General features: G+C 65.3%; 14 protein-coding genes and 2 pseudogenes. 9 read left to right on the plus strand and 7 right to left on the minus strand.

Going from position 1 to position 17,851, the window contains the following annotated elements; genetic code table 11:
• Positions 1-41: 41 nt before the first annotated feature.
• Complete coding sequence (locus ASE69_RS18685) at positions 42-833, minus strand: enoyl-CoA hydratase/isomerase family protein (protein ID WP_056490334.1); 792 nt, start codon at positions 831-833, stop codon at positions 42-44.
• A 324-nt stretch (positions 834-1,157) separates the two neighbouring features.
• Between ASE69_RS18685 and ASE69_RS18695 the strand changes: the two genes are divergently transcribed.
• From ASE69_RS18695 to ASE69_RS18715, 5 genes and pseudogenes are all read left to right on the plus strand, one after another.
• The gene (locus tag ASE69_RS18695; RefSeq protein WP_056489857.1) at positions 1,158-4,103 is read left to right on the plus strand and encodes a carboxypeptidase regulatory-like domain-containing protein; all 2,946 of its coding nucleotides are present in this window, start codon (positions 1,158-1,160) and stop codon (positions 4,101-4,103) included.
• A gap of 75 nt (positions 4,104-4,178) precedes the next feature.
• The gene (locus ASE69_RS18700) at positions 4,179-5,627 is read left to right on the plus strand and encodes a glucoamylase family protein (protein ID WP_056489860.1); all 1,449 of its coding nucleotides are present in this window, start codon (positions 4,179-4,181) and stop codon (positions 5,625-5,627) included.
• A gap of 65 nt (positions 5,628-5,692) precedes the next feature.
• Positions 5,693-6,889: a thiolase family protein gene (locus tag ASE69_RS18705; RefSeq protein ID WP_056489862.1), complete on the plus strand. Its 1,197-nt coding sequence runs from the start codon at positions 5,693-5,695 to the stop codon at positions 6,887-6,889.
• Positions 6,890-7,034: 145 nt separating this feature from the next.
• Positions 7,035-7,811, plus strand: a pseudogene (locus ASE69_RS18710) (SDR family NAD(P)-dependent oxidoreductase).
• A 5-nt stretch (positions 7,812-7,816) separates the two neighbouring features.
• Positions 7,817-8,464, plus strand: a complete 648-nt coding sequence (locus ASE69_RS18715) for a hypothetical protein (RefSeq protein WP_056489865.1) — start codon at positions 7,817-7,819, stop codon at positions 8,462-8,464.
• A gap of 7 nt (positions 8,465-8,471) precedes the next feature.
• Here the strand turns inward: ASE69_RS18715 and ASE69_RS18720 are convergent, their stop codons facing one another.
• The 5 genes from ASE69_RS18720 to ASE69_RS18740 all read right to left on the minus strand — a co-directional run bounded on the left by ASE69_RS18720 (position 8,472) and on the right by ASE69_RS18740 (position 13,590).
• A complete protein-coding gene (locus tag ASE69_RS18720; protein ID WP_156362406.1) occupies positions 8,472-8,693 on the minus strand; it encodes a polymer-forming cytoskeletal protein in 222 nt (73 codons plus the stop codon).
• Between the two features lie 6 nt (positions 8,694-8,699).
• Positions 8,700-10,079: a dihydrolipoamide acetyltransferase family protein gene (locus ASE69_RS18725; RefSeq protein ID WP_056489870.1), complete on the minus strand. Its 1,380-nt coding sequence runs from the start codon at positions 10,077-10,079 to the stop codon at positions 8,700-8,702.
• Entirely contained in the window at positions 10,079-11,086 is a 1,008-nt protein-coding gene (locus ASE69_RS18730) for an alpha-ketoacid dehydrogenase subunit beta (RefSeq protein ID WP_056053047.1), read from the minus strand. Before ASE69_RS18730 ends, ASE69_RS18725 begins: the two co-directional genes overlap by 1 nt.
• 56 nt (positions 11,087-11,142) lie before the next feature.
• A complete protein-coding gene (locus ASE69_RS18735) occupies positions 11,143-12,432 on the minus strand; it encodes a thiamine pyrophosphate-dependent enzyme (RefSeq protein WP_056490339.1) in 1,290 nt (429 codons plus the stop codon).
• A gap of 138 nt (positions 12,433-12,570) precedes the next feature.
• The gene (locus tag ASE69_RS18740; RefSeq protein ID WP_056489873.1) at positions 12,571-13,590 is read right to left on the minus strand and encodes a fumarylacetoacetate hydrolase family protein; all 1,020 of its coding nucleotides are present in this window, start codon (positions 13,588-13,590) and stop codon (positions 12,571-12,573) included.
• A 151-nt stretch (positions 13,591-13,741) separates the two neighbouring features.
• Here ASE69_RS18740 and ASE69_RS18745 point away from each other — a divergent pair, with 151 nt between their 5' ends.
• From ASE69_RS18745 to ASE69_RS18760, 4 genes are all read left to right on the plus strand, one after another.
• On the plus strand, positions 13,742-13,972 hold the full coding sequence (locus ASE69_RS18745; protein ID WP_056066769.1) for a DUF6894 family protein: 231 nt from the start codon (positions 13,742-13,744) through the stop codon (positions 13,970-13,972).
• Positions 13,973-14,149: 177 nt separating this feature from the next.
• The gene (locus ASE69_RS18750) at positions 14,150-14,884 is read left to right on the plus strand and encodes a Crp/Fnr family transcriptional regulator (protein WP_235518982.1); all 735 of its coding nucleotides are present in this window, start codon (positions 14,150-14,152) and stop codon (positions 14,882-14,884) included.
• A 225-nt stretch (positions 14,885-15,109) separates the two neighbouring features.
• On the plus strand, positions 15,110-16,549 hold the full coding sequence (locus ASE69_RS18755; RefSeq protein ID WP_056489876.1) for a DEAD/DEAH box helicase: 1,440 nt from the start codon (positions 15,110-15,112) through the stop codon (positions 16,547-16,549).
• Positions 16,550-16,606: 57 nt separating this feature from the next.
• Complete coding sequence (locus tag ASE69_RS18760) at positions 16,607-16,873, plus strand: hypothetical protein (RefSeq protein ID WP_056489878.1); 267 nt, start codon at positions 16,607-16,609, stop codon at positions 16,871-16,873.
• Positions 16,874-17,094: 221 nt separating this feature from the next.
• Here ASE69_RS18760 and ASE69_RS18765 read toward each other — a convergent pair.
• A pseudogene (locus tag ASE69_RS18765) lies at positions 17,095-17,763 on the minus strand (nitroreductase).
• Between the last annotated feature and the right edge of the window lie 88 nt (positions 17,764-17,851).

The raw sequence follows: 17,851 nt of genomic DNA on the forward strand, positions 1-17,851 counted from the left end.
TAGAGCGCGGTCCGGGCCCCCGCCTTCGCGAGGGAACATTTTCAGGTGCCGGTAAAGTTGCCCGGACGGCGCTCGCTGACGGCGCGGACACCTTCGGCGAAGTCGTTGGTCTTCTGCAACCAGGCCTGTTCGGCGAGTTCGTGATCGGTCTGTGACTGGACCAGCGCGAACAGGTCGCCGCGCATCGTCTTCCGCGTCGATCCGACCGCGAGCGGCGCACCAGCCGCGATCTCCCTTGCGAGCGATAACGCCTCCGCTCGCAACTGGTCCGCGGGTACCACCGCTTCCGCCAGCCCCCAGGCCTCCGCCTGCTCGGCGCGGATACGACGCGCGGTCAGGGCCATCAGCAGCGCGCGCTGGCGACCGATCACGCGCTCCAACACCGCGGAGATACCGAAACCGGGGTGGAAGCCGATCTGGACGAAGTTGGCGACGAACTTCGCATCGGGCGAGGCCACGCGAAAATCGGCGACCAGGGCGAGGCCAAGCCCCGCCCCGACCGCCGCACCCTGGATCGCGGCGACGACCGGCGTCTCGACCGCGAACAGCTTGGCGGCGGCGACGTAGAACGGGTTGCGCTCGCCCTCGGTCCGGTCCGCGGCAACCGGATTGGCATTGACGAGATCCGCCCCCGCGCAGAACACCTTGCCTTCGGATTGCAGGACGATCGCGCGCACCTCGCGGTCGGCATCCGCGGCGGCGAACGCGGCGCCGATCGCCTCGATCAGCGCGAGATCGGCAAAGTTGTGCGGCGGCCGCGCGAACGTGACGATCGCGACATGCCCGTCTCGGATGACGTCGACGCCGGAAAAACCCGAGGGATCATTGGTCATCTTCGGCCTCATTACTGTCGAACGCGGCTAATATGGGCCGCAAACATGGATTGTGGCGATTATGACACGGACCGTCGCCGAATCCACGCCCGACGTCTTCCAGCCATTGGCAGAGTTCGAGAAGCGAGCGTAGAGCCTCGATCCCGGCAGCGCGACAAAGATCATGGCGCCGGGGCCGTCTTCATCGGGAGCGGCAACCGGAGAGGTCCAGGGCATGGGGTCGCGACCGTCGCGAGCAGCAGCATTCGGCACTGCCATCGGCAGGACGGCCCCGATTGTGCCCAGCCATTTGCCGATCCCGTCCAACACAGGGGACTATTCGACATGAAGACCATGATGGTCGCGGCGCTGCGCGCTGCGCTGGTGACGACGACGATCCTCGGTTCGGCAGTCGCCCTGCCGACCACCGCGACCGCGCAGACGACGACCGCCGCGATCCGCGGACAGGTTCGTGATGCGGCGGGCGCGGCGGTGGCCGGCGCCACCGTGGTGGCGGTGAATACCAGCACCAACCAGACCTTCCGCGCCACGAGCAGCGCGAACGGCAGCTATATCCTCAACGGCCTGCGCCCGGCGCCCTACACGATCACGGTCACCGGACCGAACGGCGACGTCTCGGTGCAACGGATTTCGGTGGGCGTCGGACAATCGGCGACGCTCGACGCCGTCCTGGCCGCACCCGCGCCCGCGTCCACCACGCAGACGGACGCGACCACCGGCGGTGCTGCCAATGACGGCGGCGACATTGTCGTCACCGCCGGACGCCTGGTCGAGACGAAGACCTCCGAAGTCGCGACCAACGTCAGCCAGAACCAGATCCGCATCCTGCCGCAGGGCGATCGCAACTTCCTGACCTTCGCCGCGCTGGCCCCCGGCGTTCGCTACAACGACAGCGAGACCAATAAGGGCATCGTCGCCGGTGCCTCGCCCGCAAGCCAGGTCAACGTGTTCATCGACGGTACCAGCCTGAAGAGCCAGACGCTCGGCGGGATCGCCGGCCAGACCGACAGCCGGGGCAATCCGTTCGGCCAGCTCGCGGTCGGAGAGTTCCGCGTGCTGACGCAGAACTACAAGGCGGAATACGAGCAGGCCGGGTCTGCCATCGTCACGGCGATCACCAAGTCGGGCACCAACGACTTCCACGGCGAGATGTTCGGCCAATATACCGATCGCAGCCTGACCGCGGCCAACATCCTCGATCAGCGTGCTGATCGGGGCAAGCCGAAGTTCGAACGCAAGCAATACGGCATTTCGCTGGGTGGCCCGATCATCAAGGACAAGCTCTTCTTCTTCGGCGCGTACGAAGGCAACGACCAGAACCGTGCATCGAGCGTGACGGTCGGCCAGCGCACACCGGAAAACCTCGCCCGGTTCGGCCAGTATGAAGGCACCTATGTCAGCCCGTATCGCGGCGATTTCTACTTCGGCAAACTGACCTTCACCCCCGACGAGCGCCAGGTGTTCGACCTGTCGTTCAGCCGTCGCCAAGAGACCGACGTCTCGGGCTTCGGCGCCAATTTCGGCTCCGCCAACATCGCGTATTCGGCGGCGGTCAACAAGATCAACAAGACCGACACCTATACCTATAAATGGACGTACACCGGCGACAGCTTCGTCAACGAAGCCAACCTGACGTATCTCGATGCGGTATATAATCCTTCCTCGCTGAACCCCGACGATCCAAGCTTCGAATATCAGGGCGTCATCACCTTCGGCGGCAAGGATTCGACGCAGCGGATCAGCCAGCAGAGCTATGTCCTGCGCGACGACCTGACGTATAACGGACTGCAGAACCACGCGATCAAGGGCGGCCTGCGGTTCGCATTCCAAGATTACGATTTTACCAAGAACTTCTTCGTCCAGCCGCGCTACTTCTTCCAGAACGACGCGACCAAGGGACTCGATTTCAGCTTCCCGGCGCAGGCGCAGCTTGGTGTCGGCAACCCGCGGATCATCGCCTCCAATTCGCAGCTGGGCGCGTACATCCAGGACGATTGGGACGTCACCGACAAGCTACAGATCAACATCGGCCTGCGCTGGGACTACGAGAGCAATCTGTTCAACAACAAATATCGCACCCCCGCAGCGGCGGTCGCGACGTTGAACGCCCTTCCGAGGACCGAGTATTTCGACCCGGCGAACTACATCACCGACGGCAGCGACCGCCCGACCCGCAAGGACATGTTCCAGCCGCGTATCGGCTTCAGCTACGATGTGAACGACGACCAGCGCACCGTGATCTTCGGCGGCTATGGCAAATATTTCGATCGCAACGTGTTCAACAACACGCTCGACGAGCAATTCCGCCTGCAATACGCGACCGGCGTCTTCAATTTTTCGCGCGATGGGCAGCCGCGCGACGGGAACCCGACCGTCCGGTGGGATCCGCAATATCTGACCCGCGACGGCCTGCTGGCCTTGCGCGCTACCGCACAGACCGGCCTGCCCGACCTGTTCGCGGTCAAGAACGACGCCAAGGCGCCGTCCACCGATCAGTTCAGCTTCGGCGTGCGCCAGAAGTTCGGCGTGTTCCGCGCGTCGGTGACCGGCTCGTACGTGCGCGGCCAGAACGGCTACACGCACCTGTTCGCGACGCGCAACGCAGATGGATCATGCTGCGACACGACGATCCCGCGGGCGAACGGCTTCGGCAACGTCCTGATCGGTTATGATGGCCTGCGGACGCGCTACAAGGCGCTGCTGGTGACGATCGACAAGGATTATACCGTCGCGTCGGGCTGGGGCTTCAATCTCGCCTATACGCTGTCGAAGGCCGAGCAGGACGGCGGAGACCTGTTCAGCCTCGATAAGCCGACGCCGGACCAATATGGCTGGCGGCCGATCGCCGACCAGGACGAGCGCCACCGGATCGTCCTGTCGGGCATCGCCGACCTGCCGCTGGGCTTCCAGTTCTCGACGTTGACGACGCTCGGCACGGGTACCGCGTTCCAGTTGCAGGACCAGTCGGCGGGGACCAGCGTCAACCAGCAGGTGATCCGGTCGCTGTACCGGCCGAAGAACTGCCTGGGCAGCGTGTTCGCGTTCTGCGAGGTCAATTTGACGCTGCAGAACAACATCAAGGTGTTCAACACGCACAATATCAACGTCGCGGTCGACCTGCTCAACGCGTTCAACAACAAGAATTACGGCGGTTATTCCGGATATCTGGGCGTTGGGCAGGCCTATTCGTTCGACCGCACCACCAACGCGCCGACCAACCTCCTGACCCTCCCGCGGCGGATCCAGTTCAGGGTTGGTTACAGGTTCTGATGCGTTAAGGACGGGCGACCCTTCCAGTCGCCCGCCTGACCTCATGGTCGTGGCGTACCCTGATCAGGAGTTCGGATGCTCGATCGACGGCAGTTTCTCGGCACCGGGGCGATCTCGCTCGGTGGACTTACCGCGGGATGCACATCGGTCGGGCGGCCGCTGGTCAAGGCGATCGAGAGCGTTACAGGCACGGCGCCGCCAGAACCGCCGCCGTCCGCCAACCCGCTGATCGACAATCTGCAGGAGCGAGCTTTCCTGTATTTCTGGGACACGACCGACCCGGTCACCGGGCTGGCGCTCGATCGCTGGCCGACGCCGTCCTTCTCGTCGATCGCCGCGGTCGGCTTCGCGCTGACCGCCTATCCGATCGGCGTCGTCAACGGCTGGATCACGCGCGAACAGGCGCGCAAGCGGACGCTGGCGACGATGGAGTTCTTCGCGATCGCGCCGATGGGCCCCGAGCCGACCGGCAACAGCGGGTACAAGGGATTCTTCTACCACTTTCTCGGCATCACCAAGGGCCAGCGGTTCGCGCGCGCGGAGCTGTCGACGATCGATACCGCGTTGCTGCTGGGCGGGATGCTGTTCGCGCAGAGTTGGTTCGACGGCGATCACCCCGAGGAACAGCGGATCCGCGCGCTGGCCGACCAGATCTACGGCGCGGTCGACTGGACGTGGATCACGCCGCGTGCGCCGTTCCTGTCGATGGGCTGGCATCCCGAGAACGGCTTCATCCCGAGCGACTGGAATATCTACAACGAGGGGATGCTGATGTATCTGCTCGCGCTGGGATCGCCGACGCATCCGCTGCCGCCATCGACATGGGCGGCGCTGACCGCGCAGTTCGAACCGTCGTGGCGCGGCGATCATCTCCATTATCCGCCGATGTTCGTGCACCAGTACAGCCACGTCTGGGTCGATTTCCGCGGCATCCGCGACGCGTATATCGCGACCAAGGGCATCGATTATTTCGAGAACAGCAAGCGCGCGACGATCGCGCAGCGCGACTATGCGATCGCCAATGCGGGCGGGTTCGCGGGCTATGGCCCCGACATCTGGGGACTGACCGCGTGCGACGGGCCGGGCGATTTCAAGGCGACGATCGGCGGGCGGACGCGGGAGTTCTTCAGTTACTCCGAACGCGGGCCCGGCGCGCGCGACGACGGTACGCTCGCACCTACCGCTGCGGTCGGATCGATCGTGTTTGCGCCGGATCTCGTCATCCCCACGATCACCGCGATGCACGATCGATACGGCAAGGGGATCTACGGCAAATACGGGTTCTTCGACGCGTTCAACCCGACGCTGACCGAGATTGGCGAACCGCTGAAGCATGGCCGGATCGTGCCCGGCGTAGGCTGGGTCGACGTCGATTATCTCGGTATCGACCAGGGGCCGATCGTCGCGATGATCGAAAATTGGCGGACCGGCATGGTGTGGAACACGATGCGCCGGAACCCGCATATCCGACGCGGGCTGGACCGTGCGGGATTTACCGGGGGATGGCTTGCGCGGGTGCCCTAAGGTCTTTCCCCGAAGCTGGCGACCGTATAGATCTCGCGCATACCCGATCCTCGAAAGGTTCCAGCATGCGTGAAGCCGCCATCGTCTCGACTGCCCGTACCGCTATCGGCAAGGCGTATCGTGGTGCGTTCAACGCGACCGAGGCGCCGGTGCTGGCGGGGCACGTGATGAACGCGGTGGTCGAGCGCGCAGGGATCGATCCGGCGCGGATCGACGAGGTGTTCTGGGGGGTCGGCAATCAATGGGGTACGCAGGGCGGGAACGCCGGGCGGATGGCAATCTTCGCGGGTGGGCTGCCGGAGTCGGTGCCGGCGTTCACGCTCGACCGGAAATGCGGGTCGGGGCTGACCGCGGTGGCGCTCGCGGCGCGGACGATCATGTGCGACGAGGCGGATGTTGCGCTGGCCGGCGGAATGGAGTCGATCAGCTATACCGTGACGAAGGACGCGCCGCGCTTCGTCAATGCAAGCGTCGTGGCGAAGGAGCCGGCGGCGTATATCCCGATGATCGAGACGGCCGAGATCGTCGCGGAGAAATACGGGATCAGCCGTGAAGCGCAGGACGAGTATGCCGCGATGAGCCAGCAGCGTGCCGCCGCCGGGCTGGCGAGCGGTGCGTTCGCCGAGGAGATCGTGCCGATCACGGTCGAGAAGGCGCTGTACGACAAGCAGGGCGCGCATGCCGGGATCGAGAGCGTCACCTTGTCGCAGGACGAGGGTATTCGCGCGGGGACGACGCTGGAGGGATTGCGCGGGCTGAAGACGGTATGGCCGGGCGGCGAGTTCTCGGGGCCGGGATCGAGCGTGACGGCGGGCAATGCGAGCCAGCTTTCCGACGGCGCGTCGGCGCAACTGCTGATGGATCGCAGGACCGCGGAGGCCGAGGGCAAGGACATCCTCGGCATCCACCGCGGGTTCCAGGCGGCGGGTTGCAGCCCGGCGGAAATGGGCATCGGGCCGATCTTCGCAATTCCGAAACTGCTCGAGCGCGCGGGGTTGTCGGTCGGTGACATCGGGCTGTGGGAGCTGAACGAGGCGTTCGCGTCGCAGTGCCTGTATTGCCGCGATTTCCTCGGGATCGATCCGGAGAAGTACAACGTCAACGGCGGCGCGATCGCCGTGGGGCATCCGTTTGGGATGACCGGATCGCGGTTGGTCGGGCATGCGCTGATCGAGGGACGCAAGCGCGGGGTGCGCTATGTTGTCGTGTCGATGTGCACGGCGGGTGGCATGGGCGCGGCGGGGTTGTTCGAGATCGTTTGATGCGGGCGCCGACCGGGGCGTGCCCTCACCCTTCCCACGGCGAAGATGCCGCGGGCCCCTTCCCTCTCCCCGATGGGAGAGGGGGTTGTTGCCAAGACCTTGGCGGCGGCGCAGGTTCGCGGCTTCTCGGATGGGGAAGCGGGCTATGACGACGGCATTGATCACCGGCGCATCGGCGGGGTTGGGCGAGGGTTTTGCGCGGGCGCTTGCGGCCAAGGGCAATGCGCTGATCCTGACGGCGCGTCGGGTCGATCGGTTGGAGGCGCTGGCGACCTAGCTGCGTGCGGCGCACGGCGTCACGGTGCATGTGTTTGCCGCCGATCTTGCGGATCAGGCTGGTCCGGACACGCTCATTGCGGCCATCGCAGCCGCCGCGTTGCCGGTCGACATACTCGTCAACAATGCCGGGTTCGGTGCGCGGGGGGATTTCGCGGAGCTCGATAGCGCGCTGCAACTGGGCATGATCGACCTGAATTGCCGTGCGCTGGTGGCGCTGACGCATGCCGTGCTGCCGCAGATGATCGCGCGCGGGTCTGGTGGGATCCTCAACCTTGCCTCGGTCGCGTCGTTCCAGCCGGGGCCGTGGATGGCGGTCTATTATGCGAGCAAGGCGTTCGTGCTGAGCTTTTCCGAGGCATTGCACGAGGAGGTGAAAGGCAAGGGCGTGCGCGTGGCGGCGCTGTGCCCCGGGCCTACGCGGACCGAGTTCGCCGATGTGGCGGGGCTTGGCGATACCGCGCTGTTCGAGCGACTGGCGAGCGATCCGGCGGCGGTCGTGCGTGACGGGTTGGCGGCGCTGGCGGCAAACCGCGCGGTGAAGGTATCGGGCGCGCTCAACTTCGCGATGGCCGAGGGGATACGGTTTACGCCACGGAGCATCGCACGGCGGATCGCGGGGTCGTTGCAGAAGGCTCGGGGGTAGCCCCCATGGTATTTGCGGCGATCACGATGCTGCTGTCGAACGCCGTCAGTCTCACGCCGCCACCAACCATTGCGGCGTCGTTGGCTGGGGCCGAGATCGACATCGCGTTCGTCGACGTGTGCCTTGAGACGCATCCTGCGCTTCGTGCGGAGGACTTTGCCAAGCGTAACACTCGATACGTCGCAGAACGATCCAAGTCTGAAGGCGTCTGGGGACCACTTCGCGATTTGGAGGTCGAGGACGACGCGACAATCGCGCACCGGATCTGCCATCGCAACGAAGTTCGTGCGGCGCTGCACCGGATCGACGTAGCGCTCGATGCCCATGCCGCTGCCTTCAAATCCGCCACGCCGGGTATCGATCGAGGGCTGTGGATCGGATCGATGCACGTCTGTGCCAAAGAAGTGCTGGACGCGATGATCGGCGGTGATCCGCCCGCGCTGTCGATCCGGCTGACGAAAGATGCCACTGCCGTGTTGGAGACGGTCATCAGTCGGTCGATCGATACGCCGATCGCCATCCGTCTGGATGGGGCGGTGATCGCACGACCGGTTCCCTATGATCCCATCGCGTCGGGTCGCATGGCGATCAGCGGACCGACCCGTGAGACTCTGGACCGCGTTCTGCGAGCGCTCAGGGTTCCCTGCCCTTAGGCGATCGTCAGCCGACCATGCCGGTTATGGTGATCTGCCCGCCGCGATCGATGATCTCGCCGTCGACCATGCCGCTGACGAGCACCGTCGCGCCGGGTTCGACGATCAGCGTGCCGTCGATCATCCCGGCTATCTCGGCGGTGGCGCCGGCCGGGACGATCGCGGTGCCGTCGAGCATGCCCTCGAATTTACCCTCGATCGTCAGGTCTCCGCGGTGCATGCCCTTCACGTGCGTTCAGTCGGCGAAGAGCAGGACGGGGGTTTCGAGGTACTTCTTGAGACCCTGGACGAAGCTTGCCGCGTCCCAGCCGTCGACGACGCGGTGGTCGCAGCTGATCGACAGGTTCATCAGCTTGGCGCGGACTACTTCGTCGCCCTTGAAGACGGGGCGTTCGACGATCTTGTTGGGGCCGATGATCGCGACTTCGGGGCGGTTGATGACCGGGGTCGTGGCGATGCCGCCGAGCGGGCCGAGCGAGGTTACCGTGATCGTGCCGCCGCCCATCTCGCTGGGGGCGAGCTTGCCGGCGCGCGCGGCTTCGGCGAGGCGGGTGATCTCGGTGGCGAGCTGCCAGACGTTGCGGTCCTGTGCGTCGCGGATCACGGGGACGGTGAGCCCGGCGTCGGTCTGTGCGGCCATGCCGAGATGGATGGCGCCGTGCCGCGTGACCACGCCGGCCTCGTCGTCGTAGCGCGCGTTGAGCATCGGGAAGTCGGGGATCGTCTTGCAGATCGCGACGATCATCAGCGGCAGCATCGTCAGCTTGGGGCGGCCGCCGCGGTTGGCATTGAGGTCGGCGCGCATCGCTTCGAGCGCGGTGACGTCGATCTCGTCGACATAGGTGAAGTGCGGGATCGCGCGCTTCGATGCAGCCATGTTCTCGGCGATGCGGCGGCGCATGCCGATGACTTTGATGGGCTGGTCTTCGCGGGCGCGGCTGGCGTGCGGGGCGTGGTAGCCTTCGCCCGAGCCGTAGCGGAGGTAGGCGTCGAGATCGGCGTGGCGGACTCGGTCGGAGTCGGTTTTTACCGAGGCTAGGTCGATACCGAGATCGCGGGCGCGGGCGCGGACTGCGGGGGATGCGAGCGCGTGCGCCTTATCCTCCCCGGTACGGGGAGGGGGACCATCCGCAGGATGGTGGAGGGGGGCTTCCACGGGCGGAGCGGCCTGCGGGAACATGCCCACCGGCGCAGTATCTGCCACCGGCGGGGTCGTTTGCGGCACGCCCCCTCCACCCCCGGCTTCGCCGGCGGTCCCCCTCCCCGTTTCGGGGAGGATCTCGACGCCCGGGTTCTCTGCTTCGTATTGTTCGGCGGTTTCGGCCTGGGCCGAGGTCAGCGGCGCGGCGACGACTTCGTCCGCGGCGTCCACTGCGTCCGTCTCGATCACCACGAGCGAGGCGCCGATCGACACCTGGTCGCCGACTTCGCCCGCGAGTTCGACGACGATGCCGGTCACCGGCGATTCCATCTCGACGGTGGCCTTGTCGGTCATCATGTCGGCGATCGGCGAATCCTCCTCGACGCGGTCGCCGATGGCGACGTGCCAAGCGACGATCTCGGCCTCGGAGATGCCTTCGCCGATGTCCGGCAGCTTGAAGGTGAAGCGGGCCATTATGCGTCCTTCATGATCTTTTTCAGGGCTTCGCCGATGCGAACCGGCCCCGGGAAATAGGCCCATTCGAGGCTGTGCGGGTACGGCGTGTCGAACCCGGTCACGCGCTCGATCGGCGCCTCGAGATGGTAGAAACAGCGTTCCTGGACGATCGCCGACAGCTCGGCGCCGAACCCGCTGGTGCGTGTCGCCTCGTGGACGATCATGCAGCGACCGGTCTTCTTCACCGACGCCTCGATCGTCTCGATGTCGAGCGGAACAAGCGTGCGCAAGTCGACGATCTCGGCGTCGATGCCGGCCTCGGCGACGACGGCTGCGCAGACATGGACCATCGTGCCGTAGGCAAGGATGGTGAGCGCCTCGCCCGCACGGACGATCTTCGCCTTGCCGAGCTCGATCTTGTAGTAGCCGGTCGGGACTTCGCCTGCGGGGTGCTTCGACCAGTTCTGCGACGGGCGATCCCAGTATCCGTCGAACGGGCCGTTATAGATGCGCTTGGGCTCGAAGAAGAGCGTCGGATCATTGTCCTCGATCGCGGCGATCAGCAGGCCCTTGGCGTCATAGGGCGTCGACGGGATCACCGTCTTGATGCCGGACATGTGGGTGAAGAGCCCCTCCGGCGACTGACTGTGCGTCTGGCCGCCGAAGATGCCGCCGCCGAACGGCGAACGCACCGTGATCGGCGAGGTGAACTCGCCGGCGGAACGATAGCGCAGACGCGCGGCTTCGGAGACGAGCTGGTCGAGCGCGGGGTAGATATAATCCGCGAACTGGATTTCGGGGACCGGGCGCAGGCCGTACGCACCCATCCCGACCGCGACGCCGATGATGCCGCATTCGGTGATCGGGGTGTCGAACACGCGGGTCTTGCCGTGCTTGGCCTGAAGGCCGGCGGTCGCGCGGAAGACGCCGCCGAAATAGCCGACGTCCTCGCCCATGACGATCACGTCGGGGTCGCGCTCCATCATGATATCCATGGCGGAGTTGATCGCCTGGATCATGTTCATGCGGGTGGTGGGCTCGGCGTCCGTTGCCTCGGACTCGGGTGCCTCGATCATGTCGCTCATGCCTTGCGATCCCATGGGCGGCCGCTGGCCGTTTCTTCGTCGAGCATTTGCTGGCGCTGCTCCTTCAGATGCCAAGGCAGTTCCTCGAATACGCCGTCGAACAGCGATTCGAGCGGCTGGTGCAGGCCGTGGCCGAGGATGCCGTTCTTCTCGGCTTCCTTCTGCGCAGCCTTGACCTGCTCGGCGAGTTCCTTGTCCTGCGCGGCGTGGCGCTCCTCGTCCCATTCGCCGATCGCGATGAGGTGGTCCTTGAGACGCTTGATCGGGTCGCCGAGTGGCCAGGCATTGGGTTCGCCTTCGCTACGATACTGGCCGGGATCGTCGGAGGTCGAATGGCCCTCCGCGCGGTAGGTGAAGTGCTCGATCAGCGTCGGGCCCTGGTTGGTGCGCGCGCGTTCGGCGGCCCATTCGGTCGCGGCGTAGACCGCCAGCGCATCGTTGCCGTCGACCCGAAGTCCGGCGATGCCGTAGCCGACCGCGCGCGCCGCGAACGTCGTCGCCTCGGCACCCGCGAACCCGGAGAAGCTGGAGATCGCCCACTGGTTGTTGACGACGTTGAAGATCACCGGCGCGCGGTAGACCGCGGCGAACGTGCAGGCCGAGTGGAAGTCGCCCTCCGCGGTCGAGCCTTCGCCGCACCACGTCGCGGCGATGCGCGTGTCGCCCTTGGCAGCGGAGGCCATCGCCCAGCCGACCGCCTGCGGATACTGGGTCGTCAGGTTGCCCGAGATCGAGAAGAACCCGGCTTCCTTGACCGAATACATGATCGGCAGCTGCTTGCCGCCGAGCCGGTCCGCGGTGTTCGAATAGATCTGGTTCATCATGTCGACGAGGCTCCAGCCCCGTGCGATCAGCAGCCCCTGCTGGCGATACGAGGGGAAGCACATGTCCTCGTAATCGAGCGCGTACGCCGCCGCGACCGCGACCGCCTCCTCGCCGAGCGCCTTCATGTAGAAGCTGGTCTTGCCCTGGCGCTGTGCGCGGAACATGCGTTCGTCGAACGCGCGGAGCAGCGCCATGCTGCGCAACATGCGGCGCATCACGTCAGGCGACAGCTTGGGGTCCCAGGGGCCGACCGCGTTGCCGTCGTCATCGAGCACGCGGACCAACGTATAGGCGAGATCGATAAAGTCGGACGCCTTGTCGGCGGTGTCGGGGCGGCGCGCCTCGCCAGCGGGCGGCACGTCGACTTCGGCGAAGTCCACCGCGTCGCCGGGGCGGAACTTCGGCTCGGGGATATGCAGCGTAAGTGGCTGCAAATTGGCGCGCGGATGCTCGCTTGCCATCGTCATTCCATCTCCATGAGGCCGCTGTGACCGCGGAACACTCTTACCGAGGCTTGTTATTAAATTTCAACGCAGATTGCGAGGGGGAGTTGCGCATTCACGATGTGCCGCGCGGATTTTTCTCCCCCTCCGCAGAATTTAGCCGCCGACGGTCTGCTCGATCACGCCGAAGATCGGATGGCGCTTGTCGTCCTCCGCCCAGATACGGACGACGTCGCCCTGCTTGAGGAACGGCGTGACGGGCTTGCCACCCTTGATGGTTTCGATCGTCCGCACTTCGGCGAGGCAGGAATAGCCGACGCCGCCCTCGGCAACCGACTTGCCCGGACCGCCATCGGCACCGCGGTTCGAGACAGTGCCCGAGCCGACGATCGTCCCCGCGCCCAGCTTCCGGGTCTTGGCGGCGTGGGCGACGAGCGTACCGAAGTCGAACGTCATGTCCTCGCCGGCCTCGGCGCGACCGAGCGGCTGGCCGTTGAGGTCGACCATCAGTTTCCGATGCAGCTTGCCGTCCTTCCACCAGTCGCCGAGCGAGTCGGGGGTGACGAAGACGGGCGAGAACGCGCTGGCCGGCTTCGACTGGAAGAAGCCGAAGCCCTTGCCGAGTTCGCCGGGGATCAGGTTGCGCAAGGACACGTCGTTGGTCAGCCCGACCAGCAGGATCGCCGCCAACGCCTCGTTGCGACTCGCGCCGAGCGGCACGTCGCCGGTGACAACGACCACCTCGGCCTCCATGTCGCAACCCCAGGACTCGTCAGCGAGCGGGATCGGATCGCGCGGACCCAGGAACCCGTCCGAGCCGCCTTGGTACATCAGCGGGTCATGCCAGAAACTGTCGGGCATCTCCGCCGCGCGCGCCTGTCGCACGAGCGCAACATGATTCACGTATGCCGAGCCATCCGCCCATTGATACGCCCGTGGCAGAGGCGACTCGGCGTCATGCTCGTGGAAGCGGCGCATCGGGATCATCTCGTGCTCGAGATCGGTCGACAAATTCTTGAGGTCGATCGAAAGCCGGTCCCAGTCGTCGAGCGCGGCCTGCAGCGTCGGCGCGATGTGGCTCGCATCGGCATACCAGGCGAGGTCGTTGGAGACGACCACGAGCTTGCCGTCTCGTCCACGGATGGTGTCGGGATGCTTCAGGCTGGCCAGTTTCATGGGGCGGATCCTCTATATGTTTGTACGCATCCTACGCCCGTGACGGAGTTCAAGTCGAGCATGCCGCGTGCAGCAAACCTGATTTTGGTAAGAGCGGAGCCAATGTCGACCTGATAGGTTCGAACTTGCGTAACGGTCGAGGAAGGTAAGCATGCCCAGATACTTCTTCGATATCGACAACCATAAACACGTCAACGACGACGACGGCACGAATCTGGCGGACGACGAGGAAGCACGCGTCCAGGCGGTTATCTTCGCAGGTGATTATCTCAGCGATCATCCGGGGATCGCACGCGACGGCGCTCGGTTCAGCGTAGCCGTCCGGAACGAGGCGGGCAGCGTTCTGCTCACGGTCACGGTGACGATCGACGAAACGAGCTAGCCGAACGGCTGGCCTCGTTTTTCGCCACGGTCCCGGCAATCGGGCGCATAAATGTCATAACATGGGTTTTGTCGGCACGGTCAATCCTGGGATAAGGTGCGTATTGTTGCAACGCGCTATTCCAGAGAGGGTGACAGCGAGAAACGAGTGCTCCTGCACTGGATGCGGAGAGTGCACGTGGATATCTCCACCGTGACTGAGAAGGTGTTACGGAAGTTCGAATCGCGGATGGCGATGGGTGCGGACGATCGCGCGCAGATCGCGGCCTTGCCGTTCAAGGTGCGGACGATCGATGCGTCGACCTATATGCTGCGCGAGGGCCAGCGTCCGACGCGGTGCGCTTTCATTCTCGAGGGGCTGGCCTATCGGCAGAAGCTGACGCCGAACGGCGAGCGCGAGATCGTGTCGATCCTGATGCCGGGCGAGTTCGTCGATCTGCAGAACCTGTTCCTCGATGAGTCCGATCATGACATCCAGGCACTGACGCGGCTGACGCTCGCCGAAGTGCCGATCGCGGCATTGCGTCTTTTCATCGAGGCGTGTCCGGCGGCGGGCCAGGCGTTGTGGATCGATGCGCTGGTCGAGTCGTCGATTCACCGCGAGTGGCTGCTAAATGTCGGACGGCGCAATGCGCGGAGCCGGCTGGCGCATTTGCTGTGTGAATTTTCGGTGCGGTTCCAGAAATCGACGCTTGCCGATGCGATGGCGTATGAGTTGCCGATGACGCAGGAGCAGTTGGGCGATGCGCTTGGGCTCACCCCCGTACACGTCAATCGCGTGCTGAAATCGCTCGAGACCGACGGCCTGATCGCGCGCAAGAAGCGCCAGGTGAGCGTGATCGACTGGCCCCGCCTGCGCGATGCCGCCGAGTTCAACGAGCGCTATCTGCACCTCGGCCAGATCCGCCGCTGACCCCGCCATGGGTGCAAAAAGGGGCGAAGGTTGACTTTTCGACCGTGATACGCCAGATGGCCGCTATCGAGGCGTAATGCAGCGTGATTGGACCCTAGCCGGTCTTAGCTCCGCCTCGGTCGTTTCCAACGGGCTTCCCTTTTCACGCGGGGTGTCAAAACACCACCGCCCCTCGCGCGTCCTTGTGTGGATTCGCGAGCCCGGCATCTATTTGAGAGACTATTCATGTCATTTGCAAACCTCGGCCTCGCCGAGCCGCTCGTCCGTGCGCTCGAAGCCAAGGGCTATACCGAGCCGACGCCGATCCAGGCCCAGTCGATCCCGATCCTACTCGAAGGCGGCGATCTGCTCGGCATCGCGCAGACCGGCACCGGCAAGACCGCGGCGTTCGTGCTGCCGTCGATCCAGCGCCTGACCGAAACCCAGAAGCGCGTCCTGCCGACGCATTGCCGCATGCTGGTGCTCGCGCCGACGCGCGAACTTGCCAGCCAGATCGCCGACAGCGCCCGCGCCTACGGCCAGTTCAGCAAGATGTCGGTGACGACCGTGTTCGGCGGCACCAGCATCAACAAGAACCGCCAGGACCTGAGCCGCGGCGTCGACATCCTCGTCGCCACGCCGGGCCGCCTGATCGACCTGATCGAGCAGGGCTTCTGCAACCTGTCGATGATCGAGATCCTCGTGCTCGACGAGGCCGACCAGATGATGGACCTCGGCTTCATCCACGCGCTGAAGAAGATCGTTCGCATGCTGCCGAAGAAGCGCCAGACTCTGTTCTTCTCGGCGACGATGCCGGTCGCGATCCGCGAGCTGGCCAGCCAGTTCCTGCTCGACCCGAAGACGGTGTCGGTGAAGCCGGCTGCGACGACTGCCGAGCGCGTCGACCAGTATGTCACCTTCTGCAACCAGTCGGAAAAGCAGGCGCTGCTGACGATCACGCTGGCCGATCCGGCGATCGACCGTGCGCTCGTGTTCACGCGCACCAAGCATGGCGCGGACCGCGTCGTGAAGCTGCTCGCCGGCAACGGCATCGCCTCAAACGCGATCCACGGCAACAAGAGCCAGGGCCAGCGCGAGCGGGCACTCGGCGAGTTCAAGCAGGGAAAGGTCAAGGTCCTGATCGCGACCGACATCGCCGCACGCGGCATCGACGTCTCGGGCGTTTCGCACGTCATCAACTTCGAGCTGCCGAACGTCGCCGAGCAGTATGTCCACCGCATCGGCCGTACCGCGCGTGCGGGCGCCAGCGGCATCGCCGTCGCGTTCTGCGCGGATGACGAGAAGGCCTACCTGCGCGACATCGAGCGGATCACCCGCCAGAAGGTCCAGGTCCGGTCGCTGCCGGACGATTTCGTCAACCTGTCGAACCAGATCAAGCAGACGCGCGTGAAGACGATGGGCGCCGACCCCGAGGTCCGGATCGACCGTCCGCGCGATCCGGCACGTCCGCGCGCGACGCATTCGCCGCGGGCGACCGGGACGACCGGTCGCAACTATGCGGGTGCGAGCCGTGGTGGCCAGGGTGGCGGCGGCGGTCAGGGCGGCGGCGGTCGTCCGCAGGGCGGTGGTCGTCCCGGCGGCCAGGGCGGCGGTGGCCGTCCGGCTGGCGGCGGCGGTGGTGGCCGTGGTCCGAGCCGCGGCGCGGGCCCGAGCTCGGCACGCTAAGGAGCATTCGTTCGCCTCGCGGGTTTGGTGTAGACCGGTCCCGCGAGGAGAATGCTCATGGACGTTTCCACTACACCTGTCGCCGAACGCGTCGCGCGCGTGCTGGCGGGACAGCGTATCAGCGCGAATGCCGGCGGCGATGCCGAGTCGGCGTCGCGGCTGATCGACGCGGCGTGGGCGGATTATCTGCCCGATGCGCTGGCGGTGCTGAAGACGCTGCGCGAGCCTGACAGAGCGATGGCGGCGGCGGGCGATCCTGCGGTGTGGGAGGCGATGATCCTAGCGGGGATAAAGGGCGCCAAGCCGGTGACGGTGGTCCTCTAAAAACTTGTTTCCCCGCGAAGGCGGGGACCCAGTCTGGGCACCCGCCTTCGCGGGTGAACAAAATGGAGGCGACGCACCGGCCCATATACACCACCCCGGCGAAGGCCGGGGCCCAGTTGGCAAGGCCGGCGTAACGAAGCGCCTTCATCCGTTACAATCGTCCCCCAACTGGGCCCCGGCCTTCGCCGGGGTGGTGCGCCGTTACGTCGTGACGGCTTGAATCAGACGATCACCGTCAGCCATTCCACTTCGTCCGCGCGCTCTGTGCGCAACGCATTGGCAGGCGCGCTTTTGTCCTCGTAGCCGATCGCCACGCCGCAAAAGAGCACGCGGTCTTCGGGCAGATCCAAGACCCTCCCGACCGTCTCCGGATACATCGCCCAGCATTCCTGCGGGCAGGTGGCGAGACCGGCGTCTACCGCGAGCAGCATTAGGTTTTGCAGGTACACGCCGAGGTCCGACCATTGCGGCGGGCCCATGCGGCGGTCGACTGTGCAGAAATAGGCGGCGGGGGCGCCGAAGAATTCGAAGTTCCGAGCGAACCATTTGTACCGCGCCGGCCTGTCGTCGCGGGGGATGCCGATGTGCGCGTACATCGCTTCGCCGACGGCGTAGCGGCGGTCTCGTTATGGGGCGGCAAGGTCGCGAGGGTAGACGTCGTAGGCTGGGGTTTCGTCGGTTGCGCCGGTGACGATCTTTTCAGCCATGATGGCCTTGAGCCCGGTCATGGCGTCGCCTTGGACAATGGCGATGTGCCAAGGTTGGAGGTTGCCGCCGGTTGCTGCCCGGGAAGCTTTTATCGCGAGGTCGCGGAGGAGTGCGGGATCGACGGGGGTGTCGAGGAAGCCTCGGACGGAGCGGCGAGCGGCTATGGCTTCGGTCACGTCCATGGGTTTCTCCTAAATACCCCCCTCTCCGTTCGCCCTGAGCGAAGTCGAAGGGCATGAGACTCAGGGTGCTTCGACTTCGCTCAGCACG

The sequence above is a fragment of the Sphingomonas sp. Leaf208 genome (assembly GCF_001421415.1).
GTDB lineage: Bacteria > Pseudomonadota > Alphaproteobacteria > Sphingomonadales > Sphingomonadaceae > Sphingomonas.